Raw genomic sequence first — 17573 nt, 5'->3', positions numbered from 1 at the left:
CGGGGATGCCGGGGGGGGGGGGCGACGTGGGCGGCGTGGATGTCGCGGGTCCCGGTCGACACGCACAGCGTGTAAGCGACGTCTTCCATACGCCGACGCCCCTCCTCGGTGCCGTCTTCGGCGTGCAGGGCGCGCAACCTCTCGTACTGCTCGATGAGGTTCTTCAGCACGACGGGGTGTGCCAAGAGCATCGGGAGTCTCCCTTGTCACCATCGCTCACGTGGGTCATACACCGACCCGCGTGCCCCGGCTCCCGGCCGCCATTCCGGTGCGTTCCCGCACCGGCGGCCAGAGGCCAGGGGACCAGTGCCCGGCTCAGTCGGTGGACAGGGCCTGGAGCTGTCTCTTATAAACAAAAACCAGCCCACCACAACAGGAACAAAATAGCGGGGGGGGGGGGGGGGTGGGGTGTTGTGGCGGCGGGGGTGTTCACCCCCGACGAGGGTGAGGCAGACGGCAGAGGTGCGCAGGTGTCGCAGTGCCGTGGAGACCAGCCGCCGTGACGCCGCCTCCGCGCCGGGCGAGCCCTGCCCGGCCTGGATGAGGCTGACCTTGGCGCGGACGAAGGCGCGGTAGGCGACGTAGTGGTGCCACAGAGAGGGTGGCCCGGGATCGCCGGAGTACTCGCCGTACTGGGCGAGGAAATACGCCGCGGCCTCTGGGGCGCCGAGTTGTTCCAGGTCCATGGCGAGGAAGGCGGCGTCGTCCAGGCCGTCGACGTAACGGAGACGGTCGTCGAACTCCAGGCAGTCCAGGACGCGGGGACCGTCGTCCAGGCAGAAGATGTCCTGGGCGAGGAGGTCGCCGTGGCCGTCGACCACTCGCCCCTGCTCGATACGGGACTCGAACAGCCGCTCGCGCCCGGCGAGATAGCGTCGGACCAGCCGCTCGACGTCGGTCACCCCGTCGGTGCGGAAGCCGACATCGGTCAGTTCATGGACCTGCGCGAAGCTGGCCTCCCAACGCGACAAGAGCGCATCGCGCGTGCCTTGTTCGTCCACTTCGCGGCCCCGGGGCGCGACCGCGTGCCAGGCGGCGAGGTGCCGGGCGACGGCGCGGAGGGCGTCGTCGACGGTGGCTCCTTCTCGTACGAGGCGGGAGAGGCGACGGTCCGCCGGCATACGGCGCATGATCACCAGGGGTTCGGGCGCCTTCTCGTCCGGGCCGTGGAACTCGCCCAGACCCAGGTAGACGTCGGGGGCGAAGCGGCGGTTGAGAGCGACTTCGCGCTCGCAAGCGGCGCGGCGGGCCTCCACCGTGGTGTAGTCCAGGAACTCCAGATCGACTGGCTTCTTGACCTTGTAGGCACGGTCGCAGGCGAAGAAGACAATCGCGGTGTGGGTCTCGAACACGTCTGCTCGGGGCGCCGACCCCGCCGCTGTCTCTCGGCGACCGGGCTCAGTCATGGGGGACGACGGCGACGGGGCAGCGCCCGTGATGAATGGCGGCCTGCACCACGGGGCCCAAGTGGGGCCCCGGACCGTGCCGATGCCGGCGACGGCCCACGACCAGCAGCGCGGCGCCTTCGGCGGCCTGGACAACGGCCTTGGCCGGGCTTGTGAGGCGGACACTGTCGAAGACGTCCACCCGGGGGTACTTCTCCCGCCACAGGTGGAGCACCTCGCTCAGTTGCTCATGTGCTTCCCGCGTCATCTCTTCGGTGACCTCGTGGTCCAGGCCCCAGGGCACCCGCGCATGGAGCGGCACGCTCCGGCCGTGAACGGCCAGCAGAGGAACGCCTCGGGCCGCAGCCGTGTGGAAGGCGAAGTCGAGCACTGCGTCGGAGGATCCGTGCAGCTTCAGGGCCGCGACCACGCGCCTCGCCGGTCCCGGGTGCAGTCCTTGCTCCCGGGGTTCGGCGCGGACCAGGACGACCGGCCGCTCGGCCTGTGCCACGACGGGCATGCTGATGTCACCCAGGAAGTAACTTTCGACAGCCTCCAGACCACGCGAACCGAGCACCGTCATCTCCGATTCCGATGCCGCCTGGAGCAAAGCACTCTGAGCGTCGTCGGCAACCAGGTCCCCGACAATGGACAGGCCCGGGTGGAGCGCCTGCAGCTCCGCTCGCGCAGTGTGGACGAGACGCTTCGCCCAGTAGTTCTGATCGACTTCTGCGGGAACGCGGGCCGGCTCGGGGGCCAGCAGCGGCCACGCGTGCATCAGGCGCAGGGTGAGACTGCGCTTCTCGGCCTCGTCGGCGGCCCAGCGAGCGGCGGCAAGGCTTTCGGGCGAGCCGTCGAGGCCTACGGTTACGGCTGGTTGCATGGCGGTGGCCTCCGTCTCGTACGAAGCTGGAAATGACGGTGGACGGGTCCGATCGAATGGGCGGTCCGGACAGCGGGCATGCCGCGCGGAGTGCGTTCTCTCATTCGAGGATCACCCCGACCCCCTCCGCGCCGCATGTGGACCGGTGGAGGAGGGGCGGTAGGCGTGGAGACCGGCGCGAGAGGAGACCAGGACGGTGCGGATTCCCGTGGTGGTCGGCGTCGACGGATCCGAGGCGAGCCTGGAAGCGGTCGACTGGGCCGCCGACGAGGCGGTGCGGCACGGGGTTTCGCTCCACATCGTGCACGCGGCGGCCGGGAGCCTCCTCGAAGATTCGGACCTGATGACCGCCGCATCGGAGCGGGCCAGGTCGGGCGCTCCCACAGTGCGGCTGACCAGCGAGGTGTCGCACGAGGACGCAGCCTCCGCCCTGATCGACAAGGGGCGCAACGCCTTGGCGCTGGTACTGGGATCCAGAGGGCGCGGAGACCTCACCGACATGCTCCTGGGCTCGGTCAGCCTCGCCGTGGCTGCGCGAGCCGACTGCCCGGTCGTCGTGGTCCGCGGCACGGTGGCGCACCGGCATGCCCAGTTCGAGAACATCGTCGTCGGCGTCGAGGACGAGGAGAGCAGCGGCACGGCTCTGGAATTCGCGTTCCGCGAGGCCCGGGTGCGGCGCTGTCGGCTGGTGGTGGTGCACGCCTGGAGCGCACCGTCCGGTGCTTTCAGTACGCCTCGAGCCCCGTCGTGGCCCCTGGAGGCACACCGCCGCCCACCGGCTCAGGTGCTCGACGACGCCCTACTTGGGCCGGTGGAGCGGTACAGCGACATCCTCGTCGAGCGGCGGCTGATCGAGAGACCGGCACGCCCGGCACTGCTGGAAGCGGCATCAGGGGCAGACCTTCTGGTCGTCGGCGCCCGCCCGCGACTTGTGCACAGGGGTCTGCAACTGGGACTGGTCAATCATGCCCTCCTGCACCACGCGCCGTGTCCCACCGTGGTCGTACCACACATATGACCGCGGCCGGCTGGTACGGGCCGTGCCGGCGCCCCGGGGCCGGACGCCGGTCCACAGGGACTTTCGGCCCCATGACCGCCGCCGGCTGCTGTTCGATCGTGGAACGCAGTGGAGAACCAGCCAGCGACGCGCTGGAGGCCGCATCATGAGCGCACGCATACCGCCGTTCGCGTCCGGTCCGCTCCGGCCGCGCAAAGGAGACGCACGGCACGGGGCGAACCCTCTGCGGCGTACGTCCGACAGAGTCGAATCCTGGTTCCGCGGTGTGCTGATGTGCGTCCTCGTCCTCGGACTGCCGGCCGCTGCGCTCGGCGCGGGGCTGACCGCGTACGAGACATCCATGCGCACCGTGCAAGCCCAGGCAGCGCAACGACACGAGGTCACCGCCAGACTGACGTCGAGCGTGCCGGGCGACGACCGTGCGGCGAAGCGACCGGCGCGGATCCGCTGGACCGAGCCGAACGGCATCGCACGGACGGGAACCACGCTTGTGGAACCGGGGACTCCCAAGGGCGCCACGGTGCGGGTGTGGGCGAACCGGGACGGGGCCATCGCCGATGCACCGATGAACCCGGTCGCCGCGCAGTCCAACGGCTGGTTCGTGGGCGCCGTGGCGGCGCTCGGTGTGGTCGCCGGGGTCTGCGCGGCAAGGGCAGCGATGCGCCGTGCGCTGGACCGGAGGAGGTACGCGCAGTGGGACGTCGAATGGAATCTGGTGGAGCCGCTGTGGTCCGGGCGCTTCCACCGGTGACCGACGGTCGACAGTGAGGAGGAAGGCAATGTCGCACACGGCCGAATGGAAGGTTCGTCTCCACCTGTTCGAGGACGACGACGGAACGACCAAGGCACACCTGGTGCTGGACACCGGAACCACGGCCCTCACCGGTCACGGAACCGCACACTGCCATCCGGCGGACACGAACGTGCCGGAGATCGGTGACGAACTGGCGGCAGGCCGGGCCATGCACGACCTTGCCCACCAGTTGCTGAACGCAGCCGAAGGCGACATCCAAGGCGTGGATGCGCGGCAGTCGAGCACGCGTCAGCCCGCCGGATGGCTCACGTGAATCCGGCGGGTTCGAGGAAGGACGATCGATGACAGATCGCGTGTGACACCTCGGAGGCAGCCCTCGGCAACCGTGTCGGCCGCCCTCGTCAGGTGACGGTGGGGAAACGGCGGGCGTCGTCGTCCGTGCGGTAGTCGATGTGGCCGGCGACCGAGACAACGCCGTCGACGCCGTGGCACAGCTGCTCGATGACGGGGATCAGGCTCCGGAATTCCACGGAGCCGCCGAGTTCGACCCGTCCGTCGCGGACCTCGACCGTCACCTGTGAGGGATCGATGCCCATCGTGCGCCGCAGCAGCTCCCCGGTGATCTCCTCGCGAATGGCGTCGTCACGGCGCAGGAAGACCCGGAGCAGATCGCCCCGGCTGACGATGCCCAGCAGCCGGTCCGCCTCGTCCACGACAGGCAGCCGCTTGACGTGCTGAGCCTCCATGAGGCGGGCGGCCTCGACAACGTTCCACTCCGGACGCGCGCACACGGCGGGAGCGGACATCAGTTCCTCGGCGCGAGAGCCCTCGGCCTTGGCACGCTCCCAAGCCTCGAGGTTCGGGAGCGGAACCCTGCCTGACGGATCGGCCTGATCGGCGCTCTTGCGCAGCAGGTCGGCCTCGGACACCACGCCCATGGGACGCTCCAGATCGTCCACCACGGGTACGGCTGTGACATCGTTCTCCGTCAGCAGTCTGACCAGTTCCTTGAACGGCGTGTCACGCCGAGCTCGAACGACGTTCCTGGTCATGAGCTCATCGACCGTTCGATGGTGCATGTCGCCTCCCGGATACGCGGTGCCCACCTCGCGGATACGGGGGCTCTCGTCCCATGCGGCGGTGTGTCCCGCGTGGCAGGTTGGAATACAGCACCATTCTGAGCAGAGGGCGGCGATCATGCGAGCTCACCTCGGCGACCAAATCGTCATCGAAAGTCCGAAGACCGGCGGCGCCAAGCGCGACGGCGAGATCATCGGACTCCACCACGAGGACGGCACACCTCCGTACGACGTGCGCTGGTCGGACACGGACGAAGTGTCGCTCGTCTTCCCCGGACCCGACGCGCACATCCACCATCTCGAACACGGACGCCCCGAGACCGTCCTTGGGACACAGGCCGGCGCCGTAGGCACGCAGCCTGTGTCCGGAGCCGTTTTCCCTGCCGCGGCGGCGGCCAACCCCGGCGACATCGGCCGACGCGTGGGTGTCGAACGCCGCAGACGGGGACTCAGCCTGGAAGTAGCAGCCCACCGCGCCAGGATGTCGCCCCGTTACCTGGCATACCTGGAGGAGCAGCCCGCCGACCCCACGATGGCGACTCTCATCAGGCTGGCCGACGCGCTGGGCACCACAGCCACCGCTCTGCTGGGCGCAGGCATGGATCTCCCGCCCGGCCAAGGCCACGCACTACTTCATCCGCACCTGCGGGACCTCGGCCCGGACGAATGCCGCACTCTGCTGGCCACACACGGTGTCGGGCGCGTCGCAGTGTCCGATTCCCGTGGCCGACCGGCGGTTGTCCCGGTCAACTACGACATCATCGATGAAACCATCGTCTACCGGACGGCGCCCGACTCCGTGGCCGCAGCGGCCGTGGAAACGGAGGTCGCCTTCGAGGTCGATCACCTGGACGAGGCGCTGAGCCAGGGCTGGAGCGTGCTCGCCGTCGGCCCGGCGAGCGTCGTGACCGAACCCGACGCCGTCCGCAGGCTCGCCGAGCACGCCCACTCCACGCCATGGGCCGGCGGGAAGCGCGAGATGTGGGTGTCGATCCGGCCGACAAGCCTCTCGGGCCGTCGCATCACTCCGGGCGATCAATAGACGCCGCACGGCCCGCAGGGCCGGCCGAGGCGGGATCCTCGCCGCTGAGCCGTGCCTCGACGCCGACAACGCCCTCCAAAGCGCGGACGAGTCGCTCGGCGACCCAGATGAGCGAGGTGTCGTGGACGCGTCCGCGGAGGGTGACGACGCCGTCCCGCACGGACACATGGATGGCGTGCCCGACCGCCGGGAAGAGGTACGAGACGACGGTGCGGCGGACTTCCTCCTCGATGTCCTCGTCCGGGCGCAGGAAGACCTTCAACAGGTCGCCCCGGCTGACGATGCCCGAAAGCCTGTCCTCGTCGTCCACCACGGGCAGTCGCTTGACGTGCTCCTTGGCCATGATGCGGGCTGCCTGGGCCAGGATGACGTCGGGCCGGACCGTGACAGCCGGCGTGCTCATGAGCTCCTCGGCGGTAAGCGCCTCGGCCTTGGCCAGGGCGGACCGGCGACGGATCCGATCGTGGCGGGTGAGCCCGTGATCCCGGAACTCCTCCTTGGGCAGCAGGTCGGCCTCTGAGACGACACCGACCACCCGGCCCGCGCCCTCCACCACCGGCACGGCACTGACCCGCCCGTGCTGCATGACCCGCACGATCTCCTTGAACCGCGTGTCCCGCCCGACGGCCACCACGGGAAAGGTCATCACATCGCTCACGATGTGGGGAGCGTCAGGCATGTCCTGGTCCTTCAGTGGCCCGCGGTGGCATGGGTTTTCGGCCGTATGCCTCCAGCATCACCGCGACTCGGCGTGCCGCAATCCGGCCGAAGGCCGCCCGATCCGGGACCGGGCCGGTATGTCGCGGCGGCTCCCGGACGGTGCGACGGTATTGACAGGTGGAGCTTTGGGCAGCCGGACGAAGAAGGCGGTGGCGGCGATGGAACTCCCGCTGATCGTGGGCGTCGACGGATCGGACTCCAGTTTGCTGGCCGTCGACTGGGCGGTGGACGAGGCGGCCCGGCACGGTGTGCCGCTGCGCCTGGTGCACGGCTCCCTCTGGGAGCGTTACGAAGGAGCCCAACCGTCCTTCACGACCGACCGTCCCGCTGAGGAGGTCATGGCGCAGCACATCATCTCCTCCTGCCTGGAACGGGCTCGGCTTCGCAACCCCGAGGTCAAGGCGTCGGGCGAGGCACTGCCCGACGATGCCGTGTCCGTGCTGCTGGGTGCGGGACCTGAGGCGTTCGCCCTGGTCACCGGTTCTCGTGGGCGTGGCGACATCGTCGGGATGCTGCTGGGGTCGGTCAGCCTCGCGGTCGCGGCTCGCGCCGAGTGCCCGGTCATCGTTGTCCGCGGCGCGGAACGGAACCGCCGTGGGGCGGCCGGCCGGGTGGTGGTGGGGGTCGCGGACGCGAGCGCCGACGCGGGAACCGTACGGTTCGCCGTCCACGAGGCCGAGGCGCGCGGCTGCGCCCTGGCGGCCGTACGGGCCTGGCGCAACCCGGCCCACGAGCCCGTGGACCACATGCTGATCGCGGACGACGCGGCCCGGCTGCGCGAGGAGCGAGCCTCGACCGGCCTCGACGAGGCACTGCGCGAGGCCGTTCACGAGCACCCTCGGGTCGATGTCGACCGCAGGCCGGTCGAAGGCCCTGCCCACCGCGTTCTGCTGGAGGCATCGGCCGAGGCCGACCTGGTTGTCGTCGGCGCCGCGCGCCGGCACGGCCACTTCGGCCTGCAGCTCGGCAGAACCGCTCACGCCCTGCTGCACCACTCGGAGTGCCCGGTCGCCGTCGTCCCCCGGCCTTTCTGAGGCCCGGCCCTCGAGCCTGCAACGGCTCCGGAGGAGAGGTGAGGGCGGCGGATGTCGGACTGGACGTGGGAATGGACCGGCTACGCCCCCGCAGCCGAGCGGTTGCGTGAATCGCTGTGCACGCTCGGAAACGGCTACTTCGCCACGCGGGGCGCGGTCCCCGAATGCCGGGCAGGCCTCGTGCACTATCCGGGAACCTACGTTGCCGGCTGCTACAACCGCCTGGAGTCGGCTGCGGCGGGGCGGCAGGTGGTGAACGAGGATCTCGTCAACCTCCCGAACTGGCTGCCGCTCCGGTTCCGTCTGCGCCGCGCCGCGGGAGCCTGGGGGCCATGGTTCTCCCCGGACACGCATGTCCTCCTGGACCACCGGCACACCCTGCATCTACGCCGCGCCACCCTCACCCGCGCCTTCCGTCTCCGGAGCGACACGGCGGGCGTACTGGGCGTCGAGCAGACCCGCCTGGTGCACATGGGGGACCCTCACCTGGGCGCTCTGCGGACGACCTTCACCGCCGAGGACTGGTCGGGAGAGATCGAGATCGAGTCCTCTCTCGACGGGGAGGTGATCAACGGCAATGTTCACCGTTACCGCTCCCTCAACCGCCACCATGTGACCCTTGTGCGGACCGGGGCTCTGGAGCCGCACACGGTCTGGCTGAGCTGCCGGACCAGCACATCGGACATCGCTGTCGCCATGGCCGCGCGAACGACGGTCGCGGGCGGCCCGGCTCCGGTCTCGTCGGATCTTCGTCCGGGCCGCCATCGTGCCGTCCACCGCCTGGTGGTTTCGATCGCTCCCGATCGGCCCGTCACCGTGGAGAAGACCGTGGCGCTGCACATCTCGCGCGACACAGCGATCAGCGATCCGCTGGGCGCAGCGGTCGACCGGGTGTCCACGGCGGCGGACTTCCCGCACCTGTTCGACTCCCACGTCGCCGCGTGGGAGCGGTTGTGGCGACGTGCGGACATACAGGTGCCCGGCGAAGCCGGTCGAGTCCTGCGCCTCCACCTCTTCCACGTTCTGCAGACGCTGTCACCGCACACCGCGGACCTGGACGTGGGCGTCCCGGCGCGGGGGCTGCACGGCGAGGCCTACCGCGGCCATGTCTTCTGGGACGAGCTCTTCGTCCTGCCGTACCTCAACCTGCACTTCCCGGAGGTCTCCCGGGGGCTGCTGAACTACCGCTACCGGCGCCTGCCACGGGCCTGCCGGGCGGCGGCGGCGATCGGCCGGGCCGGGGCCATGTATCCCTGGCAGAGCGGCAGCGACGGCCGCGAGGAGAGCCAGGAGTGGCACCTCAATCCCCGCTCAGGGCACTGGCTGCCCGACCACTCCCGGTTGCAGCACCATGTGGGCTCGGCGATCGCCTACAACGTGTGGCAGTACTGCGAGGCCACCGGTGACACGGAGTATCTGCACACCAAGGGCGCGGAGATGCTGCTGCAGATCGCCCGCTTCTGGGCGGGCCTCGCCGTCTTCGACCGCGACCTGGAACGCTATCGAATCCGCGGTGTGGTCGGCCCTGACGAATATCACGACAGCTATCCCGGTGCCGCCGTGCCGGGGCTGGACGACAACACGTACACCAATGTCACCGCCGCCTGGGTCCTCACCCGCGCCTTGGAGCTCCTGCGGCGCCTTCCCGTGTGGCGCCGCGAGGAACTGTTCGAACGCGTCCGGCTGGAAAGTGCTGAGCTCCCTGAGTGGGAGGAGATCTCCCGTGGTTTGCGAGTCCCGTTCCACGAGGGCGTCATCAGCCAGTTCGAGGGATACGGCGGCCTCGAAGAGCTCGACTGGGACGCCTATCGCACGCGCTACGGCAGCATCCGGCGGCTGGACCGGATCCTCGAGGCCGAGGGCGACACGGTCAATCGCTACAAGGCGTCCAAGCAAGCCGACGTCCTCATGCTCGGCTACCTGTTCTCGCCCGCGGAGTTGCGGCAGCTGTTCCTGCGCCTCGGATACGACCTGGACGACGAGGTCTGGCGCAGAACCGTCGACTACTACCTGCGGCGCACCAGCCACGGCTCCACACTCAGCGGGCTCGTCCACGGCCTGGTCCTCGCCAGGGCCAGACGAGGCGAGGCGTGGCAGTACGTCCAAGAGGCCCTGGAAGCGGACGTCGCCGACATCCAGGGCGGGACGACCGGTGAGGGCATCCACCTCGGAGCCATGGCGGGAACGCTCGACCTGGTGCAGCGCGGCCTGACGGGGCTGGAGCCACGCGGGGACGCGCTGTGGCTGGATCCGGTGCCTCTTCCTCCCCTGTCGGAGTACGGGTTCTCGCTGCGCTATCGCGGCCACTGGGGGGTTGGCGTACGACGCCGCAGCACGCAGTTGGAGATAGGTGTGCCTGTCTCCGAGGAGACACCGATCCGCGTGGTGCTGGCCGACCGGGCCGTGACCATCGCACCCGGGGAGACGTGCACGCTCGTACTGCCGGAGAGTTGATCCGTATCCCGCCCCGGCTTGCCAGGGCTCGGTCGCGAAGATCTCGACCTCTCGCCATGATGAGAAGAGAAGTGCCGATTCATGTCGGTTCTGGCGGCGGTGGCGGTGAGCCTCGAGTGCGCGGATGCATCGACTTCGATGCCCGTCCTCGTCGTCGTCCGAGGCTTCGCGCCGCACCCGCCCCGGGAGAGGAAAGGCATGCTTGAAAGAGCCCAGGACACACCCGCAGGGGTCGACGCCGTCAAAGCGATCGGCACGGTGTCGAAGGACGACTACGAAGCGGTGATCGAGCCACTCGTCGACGAAGCGCGCCGCGAGGGGCGCCCCATCCGACTCCTGTACGAATGCGGCCCGGAATTCCGGTCGTTCACCCCGGCAGCCGGGTGGGAGGACCTCAAGGTCGGCCTCGGCGCCATGCGGCTGTTCGAGGGATGCGCCGTCGTCACCGACATCGGCTGGATCCGGGAGTCGACCCGGCTCGCGAGGTTCCTGATGCCTTGTCCGGTGCGCGTCTTCGGCAACCAGGATCGCGAGGAGGCCCTGGACTGGCTTGTCTCACTGCCTGAAGGCCCTGGCGTGTCCCACCAGCTTCTGCCCGAGTCCGAGGTGCTCATGGTCGAGGTCGAACAGCCCCTGCGTGTGCAGGACTTCGACGCACTGGCGCAGACCGCCGACAGTTGGCTCGAAACCCACGATGCACTGGCCGGTGTCGTGGTGCACGCTCGCGACTTTCCTGGCTGGGAGAACATCGGGAGCCTGCTCAGACACGTGCGTTTCGTCCGTGATCACCATCGTAGGGTCAGGAGGGTCGCGCTGGCTGCGGACAGCAGGCTGGCCGGACTCGCGCCTCCTTTGGCGAACCACTTCGTCGAGGCCGAAGTGCGGCGGTTCGGATACGACGAACTCGACGACGCCGTCGCCTGGGCCTCGAGCCCACCAGACCGCACCCCTGCCGACGCGGGCTGATACGACAGGGGTGCTCGATGGCGCCCCCCCATGATCTCGGCGCGATCACCGGTGCGGAGAGCCCCCGCGCGTCAGCGGGCCGTTGTCCTTGATCCGCTCAACCACCGCAGGAGCTGACGGGCGAGCTCGCGGACCGACGCCACCACGTTGGCGGCAGCGCGGGCAGACGCCCACCAGCAGGTCACGGATCCGCACGAGCCGGGCGGCTCAGGGCCGGCCGTCGTGGCGCAGCCCGCTACGGCTGCTGGGCGATGTCGAGAACCTCACGGACCGGACGGCGCGGGGTGCTGGGCCCCTGAGGTCCGTAGCCCAGGCGCAGCACCATCTGGACGTGGCCCGTCCCCACCACCGGATCGCGAGCCAGCAGACGAAGATCCCGGCTCTCCAGGGCATGCGACGTCAGCGAGGTGGCAAGTCCGGCCATGGTCGCCTCCAGCAGGACCCGCTCCATCGCCTGGCCGGCGCGCAGCCAGTCGTCGGCCGCGTCGCCCGGCGTGCTCAGCAGTGCCAGGTGAGGATGTTTCTCGAAGACGGTGGCGCCGCGGTCGGCCACCGGCCGGCGACCGGCGAAGTCACGCAGCGGGACCCTGCCGTCCCTCATTCGAGGCCCGAACGCGTACTCGGGAACGCCGTCAGTGGCGATGTCGGCCTCCGGACCGAGCCGGGTCCAGCGGCGCAGTTCCGCCGCACCCTCGGGATCCAGAGTGTCACGGCTCTCCGCGTCACGGACCAGCTCGAGCACCGTTTCCAGGTGCCAGGGCCCGGGGAACTGCAACTCGGCGCCCTCCCGGACGGCCGCCGCCCGCAACGCGGCCCGTACGTCCTCGGGGATGTCCTTCTCCTCGAAGGGATATCTGCTGGTGTGCCGCTGGGCGATCGCGGGGCTCAGGCGCGCGAGGTCCTCCTCGTGCGGCGCGGCCACATGCGCCGCGCCCAGATCGGCACGGGCGAGCAGCAGCGGTTCCGCGGGCTCCGGCAGCAGACGGACCGCTGGGGAGAACCCGGCATGCGCCGCGGCCACGCGCAAGTTGAACAGCGCCGCCCCACAGCCGATGTGCAGCGCCCGGTTGTCGGGATCGGACTTGGGCATCGCGCGGTCCAGGTCGGCGAAGAGGAGGAGGGAACCGTCGCTCGTCACGAAGCGGAACCGCCACGGCTGCGCATTGTGCATGGACGGCGCGGCCACGGCTGCTGCGACAATCTCCGCCACCGCCTTCGCATCCACCTGCCCTGTGTTCATCGCTCCCTCCTCACGCACCACGCGGTCACCGGATCGCCGGATCACCGGCCCGGTTCCAGTATCCGCCCGTCGGCCTCGGACATCCCTGCGCAATTCACGTACAGAACGCGCATGAGGCACCGCTCTGTGTAATCGGCCTGGTCCTGGATATCAAGCCCGGATCGTGGGGTCGACCGTCCGGCCGGATGGATCGGGCCCCGCATCGCATTTGGCCGGTAACCGATCCAAACAGGAGGTGCCACGCGGCTCTCTCGCACCGAACGCCCGTGCCGATCAGCCCTCGAGAGGGACCAACGGCACCTGGGAACACGGGACTCGACCGGACGAGAGTTGGAACATGAGCGGTGCCGGTCCGCACGGTGCTGCTCCGTCCACACGCCGCAGGACAGTCCTGGCGGCACTCGTCAACGGAGGCGCACACCATGACCAGTCACGACGTCGGCACCGAGGCCGCGGCCAGCGAGAGGACGCCGTCCGACATCGCCGTTGCCGTCGACCGGTTGGTCACCAACGGGCTCAAGGCGCTGTCCGACTACGAGGCCCTCACGCAGGAACAGGTCGACCACATCGTCAAGAAGGCGTCGGTCGCCGCTCTGGACCAGCACACGGGCCTGGCCCGGCTCGCCATCGAGGAGACGGGGCGCGGCGTCTTCGAGGACAAGGCCGCCAAGAACATGTTCGCCTGTGAGCACGTCACGCACAGCATGGGCCCCATGAAGACGGTGGGCGTCATCGCCCGCGACGACATCGAGGACATGATCGAGGTCGCCGAGCCGGTCGGCGTGGTGTGCGCCATCACGCCCGTCACCAACCCGACCTCCACCACGATCTTCAAGGCACTGATGGCGCTGAAGACGCGTAACCCGGTCGTCTTCGCCTTCCATCCCTCGGCCCAGCGGTGCAGCACGGAAGCCGCCCGGATCGTATGGAAGGCAGCCGTCGCCGCCGGCGCTCCGGAGCACTGCATCCAGTGGATCGAGACCCCGTCCGTGGAAGCGACGGGCGTTCTGATGCGCCACCCCGGCATCTCGCTGATTCTCGCCACCGGCGGCAACGCCATGGTCAAGGCGGCCTACTCGGCCGGCAAGCCCGCCCTGGGAGTCGGCGCCGGCAACGTTCCCGCCTATGTGCACAAGAGCGCCAAGCTGCGCCGGGCCGTCAACGACCTGGTCCTGTCCAAGTCCTTCGACAACGGCATGATCTGCGCCTCCGAACAGGCCGTCGTCCTGGACGACGAGATCTACGACGCGGCCCTTGCCGAGTTCCGCACCCTGCACGCGCATCTGGCGACCGCCGAGGAGAAGGCCGCACTGGAGGCCTTCCTGTTCCCGACCGGCAAAGCAGCGGGCACAGGCTGCGAGCCGAAGGTCAACGCCGCGGCCGTCGGCCAGAGCCCGGCCTGGATCGCCGAGCACGCCGGCTTCACCGTGCCCGCCGACACCTCGCTCATCCTGGTCGAAGCGGAACGCGTCGGCCCGGAAGAGCCGTTGACCCGTGAGAAGCTCTGCCCGGTCCTGGCCGTGCTTCGCGCCGACTCGACGGAGCACGGTTTCGACCTCGCCGCCGACATGGTCGCCTTCCACGGGCAGGGACACAGCGCCGTCATCCACACCGAGGACCGTGCACTGGCGGAGGCCTACGGCAGGCGCATGAAGACCGTGCGGATCATCGTCAACTCCCCTTCCTCGCAAGGCGCCATCGGCGGCATCTACAACAGCCTGCTGCCCTCCCTCACCCTGGGCTGCGGTTCATGGGGCAGCACCTCGGTCTCCAACAACGTCTCCGCCGCCCAACTGCTCAACGTCAAGAGGGTCTCGGTGCGCCGCAACAACCTCCAGTGGTTCAAGGTCCCGCCGAAGATCTACTTCGAGCCGCAGGCCATCCGCTACCTGGGCTCCATGCCGGACGTGCATCGCGTCACCATCGTCACCGACGCCACCATGACCCGCCTCGGCTTCGTCGACCGCGTCTCGCGCGTCCTGCAGCGGCGGCACGAGCCGGTGACCGTCCAGATCATCGACAATGTCGAACCCGAGCCGAGCATCGACTCCGTCCGGCGCGGCGCACGCCTCATGCACGACTTCCGCCCGGACACCATCATCGCCCTCGGCGGCGGCTCCCCGATGGACGCGGCCAAGGTGATGTGGCTGCTCTACGAACACCCGGACGTCGACTTCGCCGACATGCGCCACAAGTTCTCCGACATCCGCAAGCGCGCCTTCCGCTTCCCGGTCCTCGGCGAGCTGGCGCGCCTGGTCTGCATCCCCACCACCTCCGGCACCGGGGCCGAGGTCACGCCCTTCGCGGTGATCTCCGACCCCGTCACCGGTAAGAAGTACCCCCTGGCCGACTACGCGCTGACCCCCAGCGTCGCCATCATCGACCCCCTGCTCACCACCGAACTCCCCCCGGCCCTGGCCGCGGACAGCGGCTTCGACGCCCTCACCCACGCCATCGAGGCGTACGTGTCCGTCTACGCCTGCGACTTCACCGACGGCCTCGCCCTGCACGCCATCCGGCTCATCTTCGACAACATTGAGGCAGCCGTGTGCGACCGCACCCAACGCTTCGACGCACAGGAGAAGATGCACAACGCCGGCACCATCGCGGGCATGGCCTTCGGCAATGCCTTCCTTGGCATCGTCCACGCCATGTCCCACACCCTCGGCGCCACCTTCCACATCGCGCACGGCCGTACCAACGCCGTCCTGCTGCCCCACGTCATCCGCTACAACGGCACTACGCCCACCAAGCTCACCGGCTGGCCCAAGTACGAGAACTATCGTGCCCCGGAACGTTTCCAGGACATCGCCCGCGCCCTCGCGCTGCCCGCCGACACCCCGGCGGAAGGCGTCGAGTCGCTCGCGTCGGCGGTGGAGCACCTGCGCGACGCGGTGGGCATCGAGCCGTCGTTCCAGGACCTCGGTGTCGAGGAGCGCGCCTTCCTGGCCTCGCTGCCCCAACAGGCCATGAACGCCTACGAGGACCAGTGCGCACCGGCCAACCCGCGTATGCCCATGCTCGACGACATGCAGGACCTCATGCGCGCGGCCTACTACGGAACCACGCACGGTCGATCCGGCACGGACAAGGACAGCAAGCACGGTGCGGGACCCCGGCCCCGCGGGCGCCACTGACGGGCTCGCAGACCATCCCGCGCCGGGCAGTCGGCACCCTGCTGTTCGACCATGTTCTGGCCGGCGCGGGATGGTTGCGAAGACCGAGGTGGTCGTCATGAACAGCAGAACGCCGGCCTCGCATACCTGTCGGCGGGGCGCCATCGTGCCGGCCGCGTGCTGCGTGCTCTTTGCGCCGCTTCTCTCCCCCGGCGCCCGGGACACGGACAGTGGTGCGTCCGCACCGGACACGTCGTCGCCACGGCCCGGACAGTGCGCGTGCGGATCGGGGAACCCCGGGTGGGACCGACGCGGATCGCCACGGCCGTGTACCTCCCGCACGGAGACCGCGTCTCGCCCACGGCGCGCAACGTGACCGCCGCGGTCACGGCCACGGGGTGCCGTCCGCACCATGTCGGCCGGCGCCCCACGCTCAGGTCGTCTTCATCGTGGGCCGCCCCGCAAGGCGGGCGTACCGACCCGCTCTGCTCACGGCGTACTTCATGTCGCCCAGGGACGGCCGGGTCGTGATCGCCGACACCGTGCGTTGGCGTGGACCACTGAGCGCGGGCACGCACGCTCCGGCGCCCCTGTGGAGAACGCGTCCGAGGTCTCGAGCGCGTCCGTCACCGGGCGCCGGAGCGGCGGGCACACGCATGACTCAGGGGCGCATCATGCGTGGGGCACCACGGCCACGGGGCAGTCGACGTGATGGATCGCGGCGTGCGTGGTGGGCCCGGTGCGCGGCCCGATGGGACGCTCGGCGAGACGGTGGCCCACGACGAGCAGGCTCGCCCCGGTCGCGGCGCGCACCAGAACGTTCGTGGGCTTGTCCTGCGCCACGGTCTCGAGGACCTCCACCTCCGGGTACTTGTCACGCCACACCTGCAGCACGGCCTTGAGGAAGCCCAGCCATTCGTCGGGCCGCCGGGGATCGTCCACCAGGGCGATGTCGCCGGCTCCGAGGCCGAGCGGACCGGGCGGGTGCCAGGCGTGGACGGCGCGCAGCCGGGCATTCCGGAGCCGGGCCGCCTCGAAGGCGAACTCGATGACTTCGTCGCAGGGCTCGCCGACGTCGACGCCGAGCACCACATCCCGGTAACCGGTGCTGGTCGAAGCGGTCCCGTCGTCCGCCGGGAGGTGCTCGTCCGAGGCCTCCTCACCCCCTCGTACCAGGACGACGGGCCGCGACGCGCCCGCGACCACACCGAGGGCGACCGAAGCGACGAGGAAACCGGTGAAGCCGCTGAGCCCGCGCGAACCCAGGACCAGCAGATCGGCCTCGTCGGCCGCTTTCAGCAGAGCCGCGATCGCCGGGCCGTCGGCCTGCTCGCCGGACACGTGGACACCGGGATACGCGGCGCACACGCGGTCCTCCGCCTCCCGCAGGACGCGCCCCGCGAGGTGTCGCTGCGCGGCGTTGTCGATCTCCTTTCCGTCGCGGCTCGGGTGCCAGGGCCAAGCGTGCACCAGACGGAGCGGCCGCTCGCGGCGTACGGCCTCGCGGGCCGCCCACTGCGCGGCGGCGAGGCTCTCGGCCGATCCGTCCACTCCGACGACGACAGGCGGAAGCATGATGACACCTCCAGGTGTTGGGGACTCTTCCCGCTATCAGCCTCGTGCCGTGGCCACCTGTCCGGGAGGGGCCGCCGGGGGCCTGCCCGGGGGCCGTTGGGCCCTCGTCCCGGGTCGCGCGCAGTGCACTTGACGAGCCGGGGAAGCGGGCCACTCGGCCCGCTGCCGTGCCCGCTCAGCCCATACCTGTGCGGCGACCGAGGCGGGAGGCTGAACACGAAGCTCCGCACAGGGAGTTCACGATGACCGTTCGAGCACTGAAGGAGACCCAGACATGAAGCCCACGAGGATCGGCGCACTCATGGTC

14 protein-coding genes and 1 pseudogene are annotated in these 17573 nt (G+C 69.8%); 8 read left to right on the top strand and 7 right to left on the bottom strand.

What is annotated here, in order from left to right; all coding sequences use genetic code 11:
* The 3 genes and pseudogenes from ACFW2E_RS20505 to ACFW2E_RS20495 all read right to left on the bottom strand — a co-directional run.
* The coding region (locus ACFW2E_RS20505; RefSeq protein ID WP_384468350.1) for a DUF5133 domain-containing protein at positions 1–191 on the bottom strand (191 nt) is incomplete at its 3' end.
* 240 nt (positions 192–431) lie between these two features.
* Positions 432–1406, bottom strand: a pseudogene (locus tag ACFW2E_RS20500) (gluconate kinase); the annotation flags it as partial.
* The gene (locus ACFW2E_RS20495) at positions 1399–2268 is read right to left on the bottom strand and encodes a universal stress protein (protein ID WP_384468348.1); all 870 of its coding nucleotides are present in this window, start codon (positions 2266–2268) and stop codon (positions 1399–1401) included. The gene ACFW2E_RS20495 and the pseudogene ACFW2E_RS20500, both read right to left, overlap by 8 nt.
* A gap of 196 nt (positions 2269–2464) precedes the next feature.
* Here ACFW2E_RS20495 and ACFW2E_RS20490 point away from each other — a divergent pair, with 196 nt between their 5' ends.
* The 3 genes from ACFW2E_RS20490 to ACFW2E_RS20480 all read left to right on the top strand — a co-directional run bounded on the left by ACFW2E_RS20490 (position 2465) and on the right by ACFW2E_RS20480 (position 4353).
* A complete protein-coding gene (locus ACFW2E_RS20490; protein ID WP_384468346.1) occupies positions 2465–3286 on the top strand; it encodes a universal stress protein in 822 nt (273 codons plus the stop codon).
* Between the two features lie 145 nt (positions 3287–3431).
* Positions 3432–4037 carry a hypothetical protein gene (locus tag ACFW2E_RS20485; protein WP_384468344.1) on the top strand — a complete coding sequence of 202 codons (606 nt, stop codon included), beginning with the start codon at positions 3432–3434 and terminating at the stop codon, positions 4035–4037.
* 28 nt (positions 4038–4065) lie between these two features.
* A complete protein-coding gene (locus ACFW2E_RS20480) occupies positions 4066–4353 on the top strand; it encodes a DUF1876 domain-containing protein (RefSeq protein WP_384468342.1) in 288 nt (95 codons plus the stop codon).
* Between the two features lie 88 nt (positions 4354–4441).
* Here the strand turns inward: ACFW2E_RS20480 and ACFW2E_RS20475 are convergent, their stop codons facing one another.
* A complete protein-coding gene (locus ACFW2E_RS20475; protein ID WP_384468340.1) occupies positions 4442–5119 on the bottom strand; it encodes a CBS domain-containing protein in 678 nt (225 codons plus the stop codon).
* 118 nt (positions 5120–5237) lie between these two features.
* On the opposite strand from ACFW2E_RS20475, the gene ACFW2E_RS20470 reads away from it, so the two are divergent.
* Entirely contained in the window at positions 5238–6161 is a 924-nt protein-coding gene (locus ACFW2E_RS20470; protein WP_384468338.1) for a DUF1918 domain-containing protein, read from the top strand.
* Here ACFW2E_RS20470 and ACFW2E_RS20465 read toward each other — a convergent pair.
* On the bottom strand, positions 6142–6840 hold the full coding sequence (locus ACFW2E_RS20465; RefSeq protein WP_384468336.1) for a CBS domain-containing protein: 699 nt from the start codon (positions 6838–6840) through the stop codon (positions 6142–6144). The genes ACFW2E_RS20470 and ACFW2E_RS20465 overlap by 20 nt on opposite strands.
* A 199-nt stretch (positions 6841–7039) precedes the next feature.
* Here ACFW2E_RS20465 and ACFW2E_RS20460 point away from each other — a divergent pair, with 199 nt between their 5' ends.
* From ACFW2E_RS20460 to ACFW2E_RS20450, 3 genes are all read left to right on the top strand, one after another.
* A complete protein-coding gene (locus tag ACFW2E_RS20460) occupies positions 7040–7915 on the top strand; it encodes a universal stress protein (RefSeq protein WP_384468352.1) in 876 nt (291 codons plus the stop codon).
* 51 nt (positions 7916–7966) lie between these two features.
* Entirely contained in the window at positions 7967–10369 is a 2403-nt protein-coding gene (locus ACFW2E_RS20455; protein ID WP_384468334.1) for a glycoside hydrolase family 65 protein, read from the top strand.
* Positions 10370–10450: 81 nt separating this feature from the next.
* Positions 10451–11335 (top strand): STAS/SEC14 domain-containing protein, encoded by an 885-nt coding sequence (locus ACFW2E_RS20450; protein ID WP_384468333.1) that lies wholly within the window; start codon positions 10451–10453, stop codon positions 11333–11335.
* 235 nt (positions 11336–11570) lie between these two features.
* Here ACFW2E_RS20450 and ACFW2E_RS20445 read toward each other — a convergent pair whose 3' ends face one another.
* On the bottom strand, positions 11571–12575 hold the full coding sequence (locus ACFW2E_RS20445; protein ID WP_384468331.1) for an Acg family FMN-binding oxidoreductase: 1005 nt from the start codon (positions 12573–12575) through the stop codon (positions 11571–11573).
* Positions 12576–12997: 422 nt separating this feature from the next.
* Between ACFW2E_RS20445 and adhE the strand changes: the two genes are divergently transcribed.
* Positions 12998–15712, top strand: coding sequence for a bifunctional acetaldehyde-CoA/alcohol dehydrogenase (adhE, locus tag ACFW2E_RS20440; protein WP_384468329.1), 2715 nt, complete (start codon positions 12998–13000; stop codon positions 15710–15712).
* 651 nt (positions 15713–16363) lie between these two features.
* On the opposite strand, the gene ACFW2E_RS20435 is transcribed toward adhE, so the two are convergent.
* A complete protein-coding gene (locus ACFW2E_RS20435; protein WP_384468327.1) occupies positions 16364–17266 on the bottom strand; it encodes a universal stress protein in 903 nt (300 codons plus the stop codon).
* Between the last annotated feature and the right edge of the window lie 307 nt (positions 17267–17573).

The organism is Streptomyces sp. NPDC058964, assembly GCF_042741275.1.
Taxonomy (GTDB): domain Bacteria; phylum Actinomycetota; class Actinomycetes; order Streptomycetales; family Streptomycetaceae; genus Streptomyces.
Note: the sequence above shows the minus strand (reverse complement) of the source record. Positions and strands in the feature narration are given on the sequence as shown.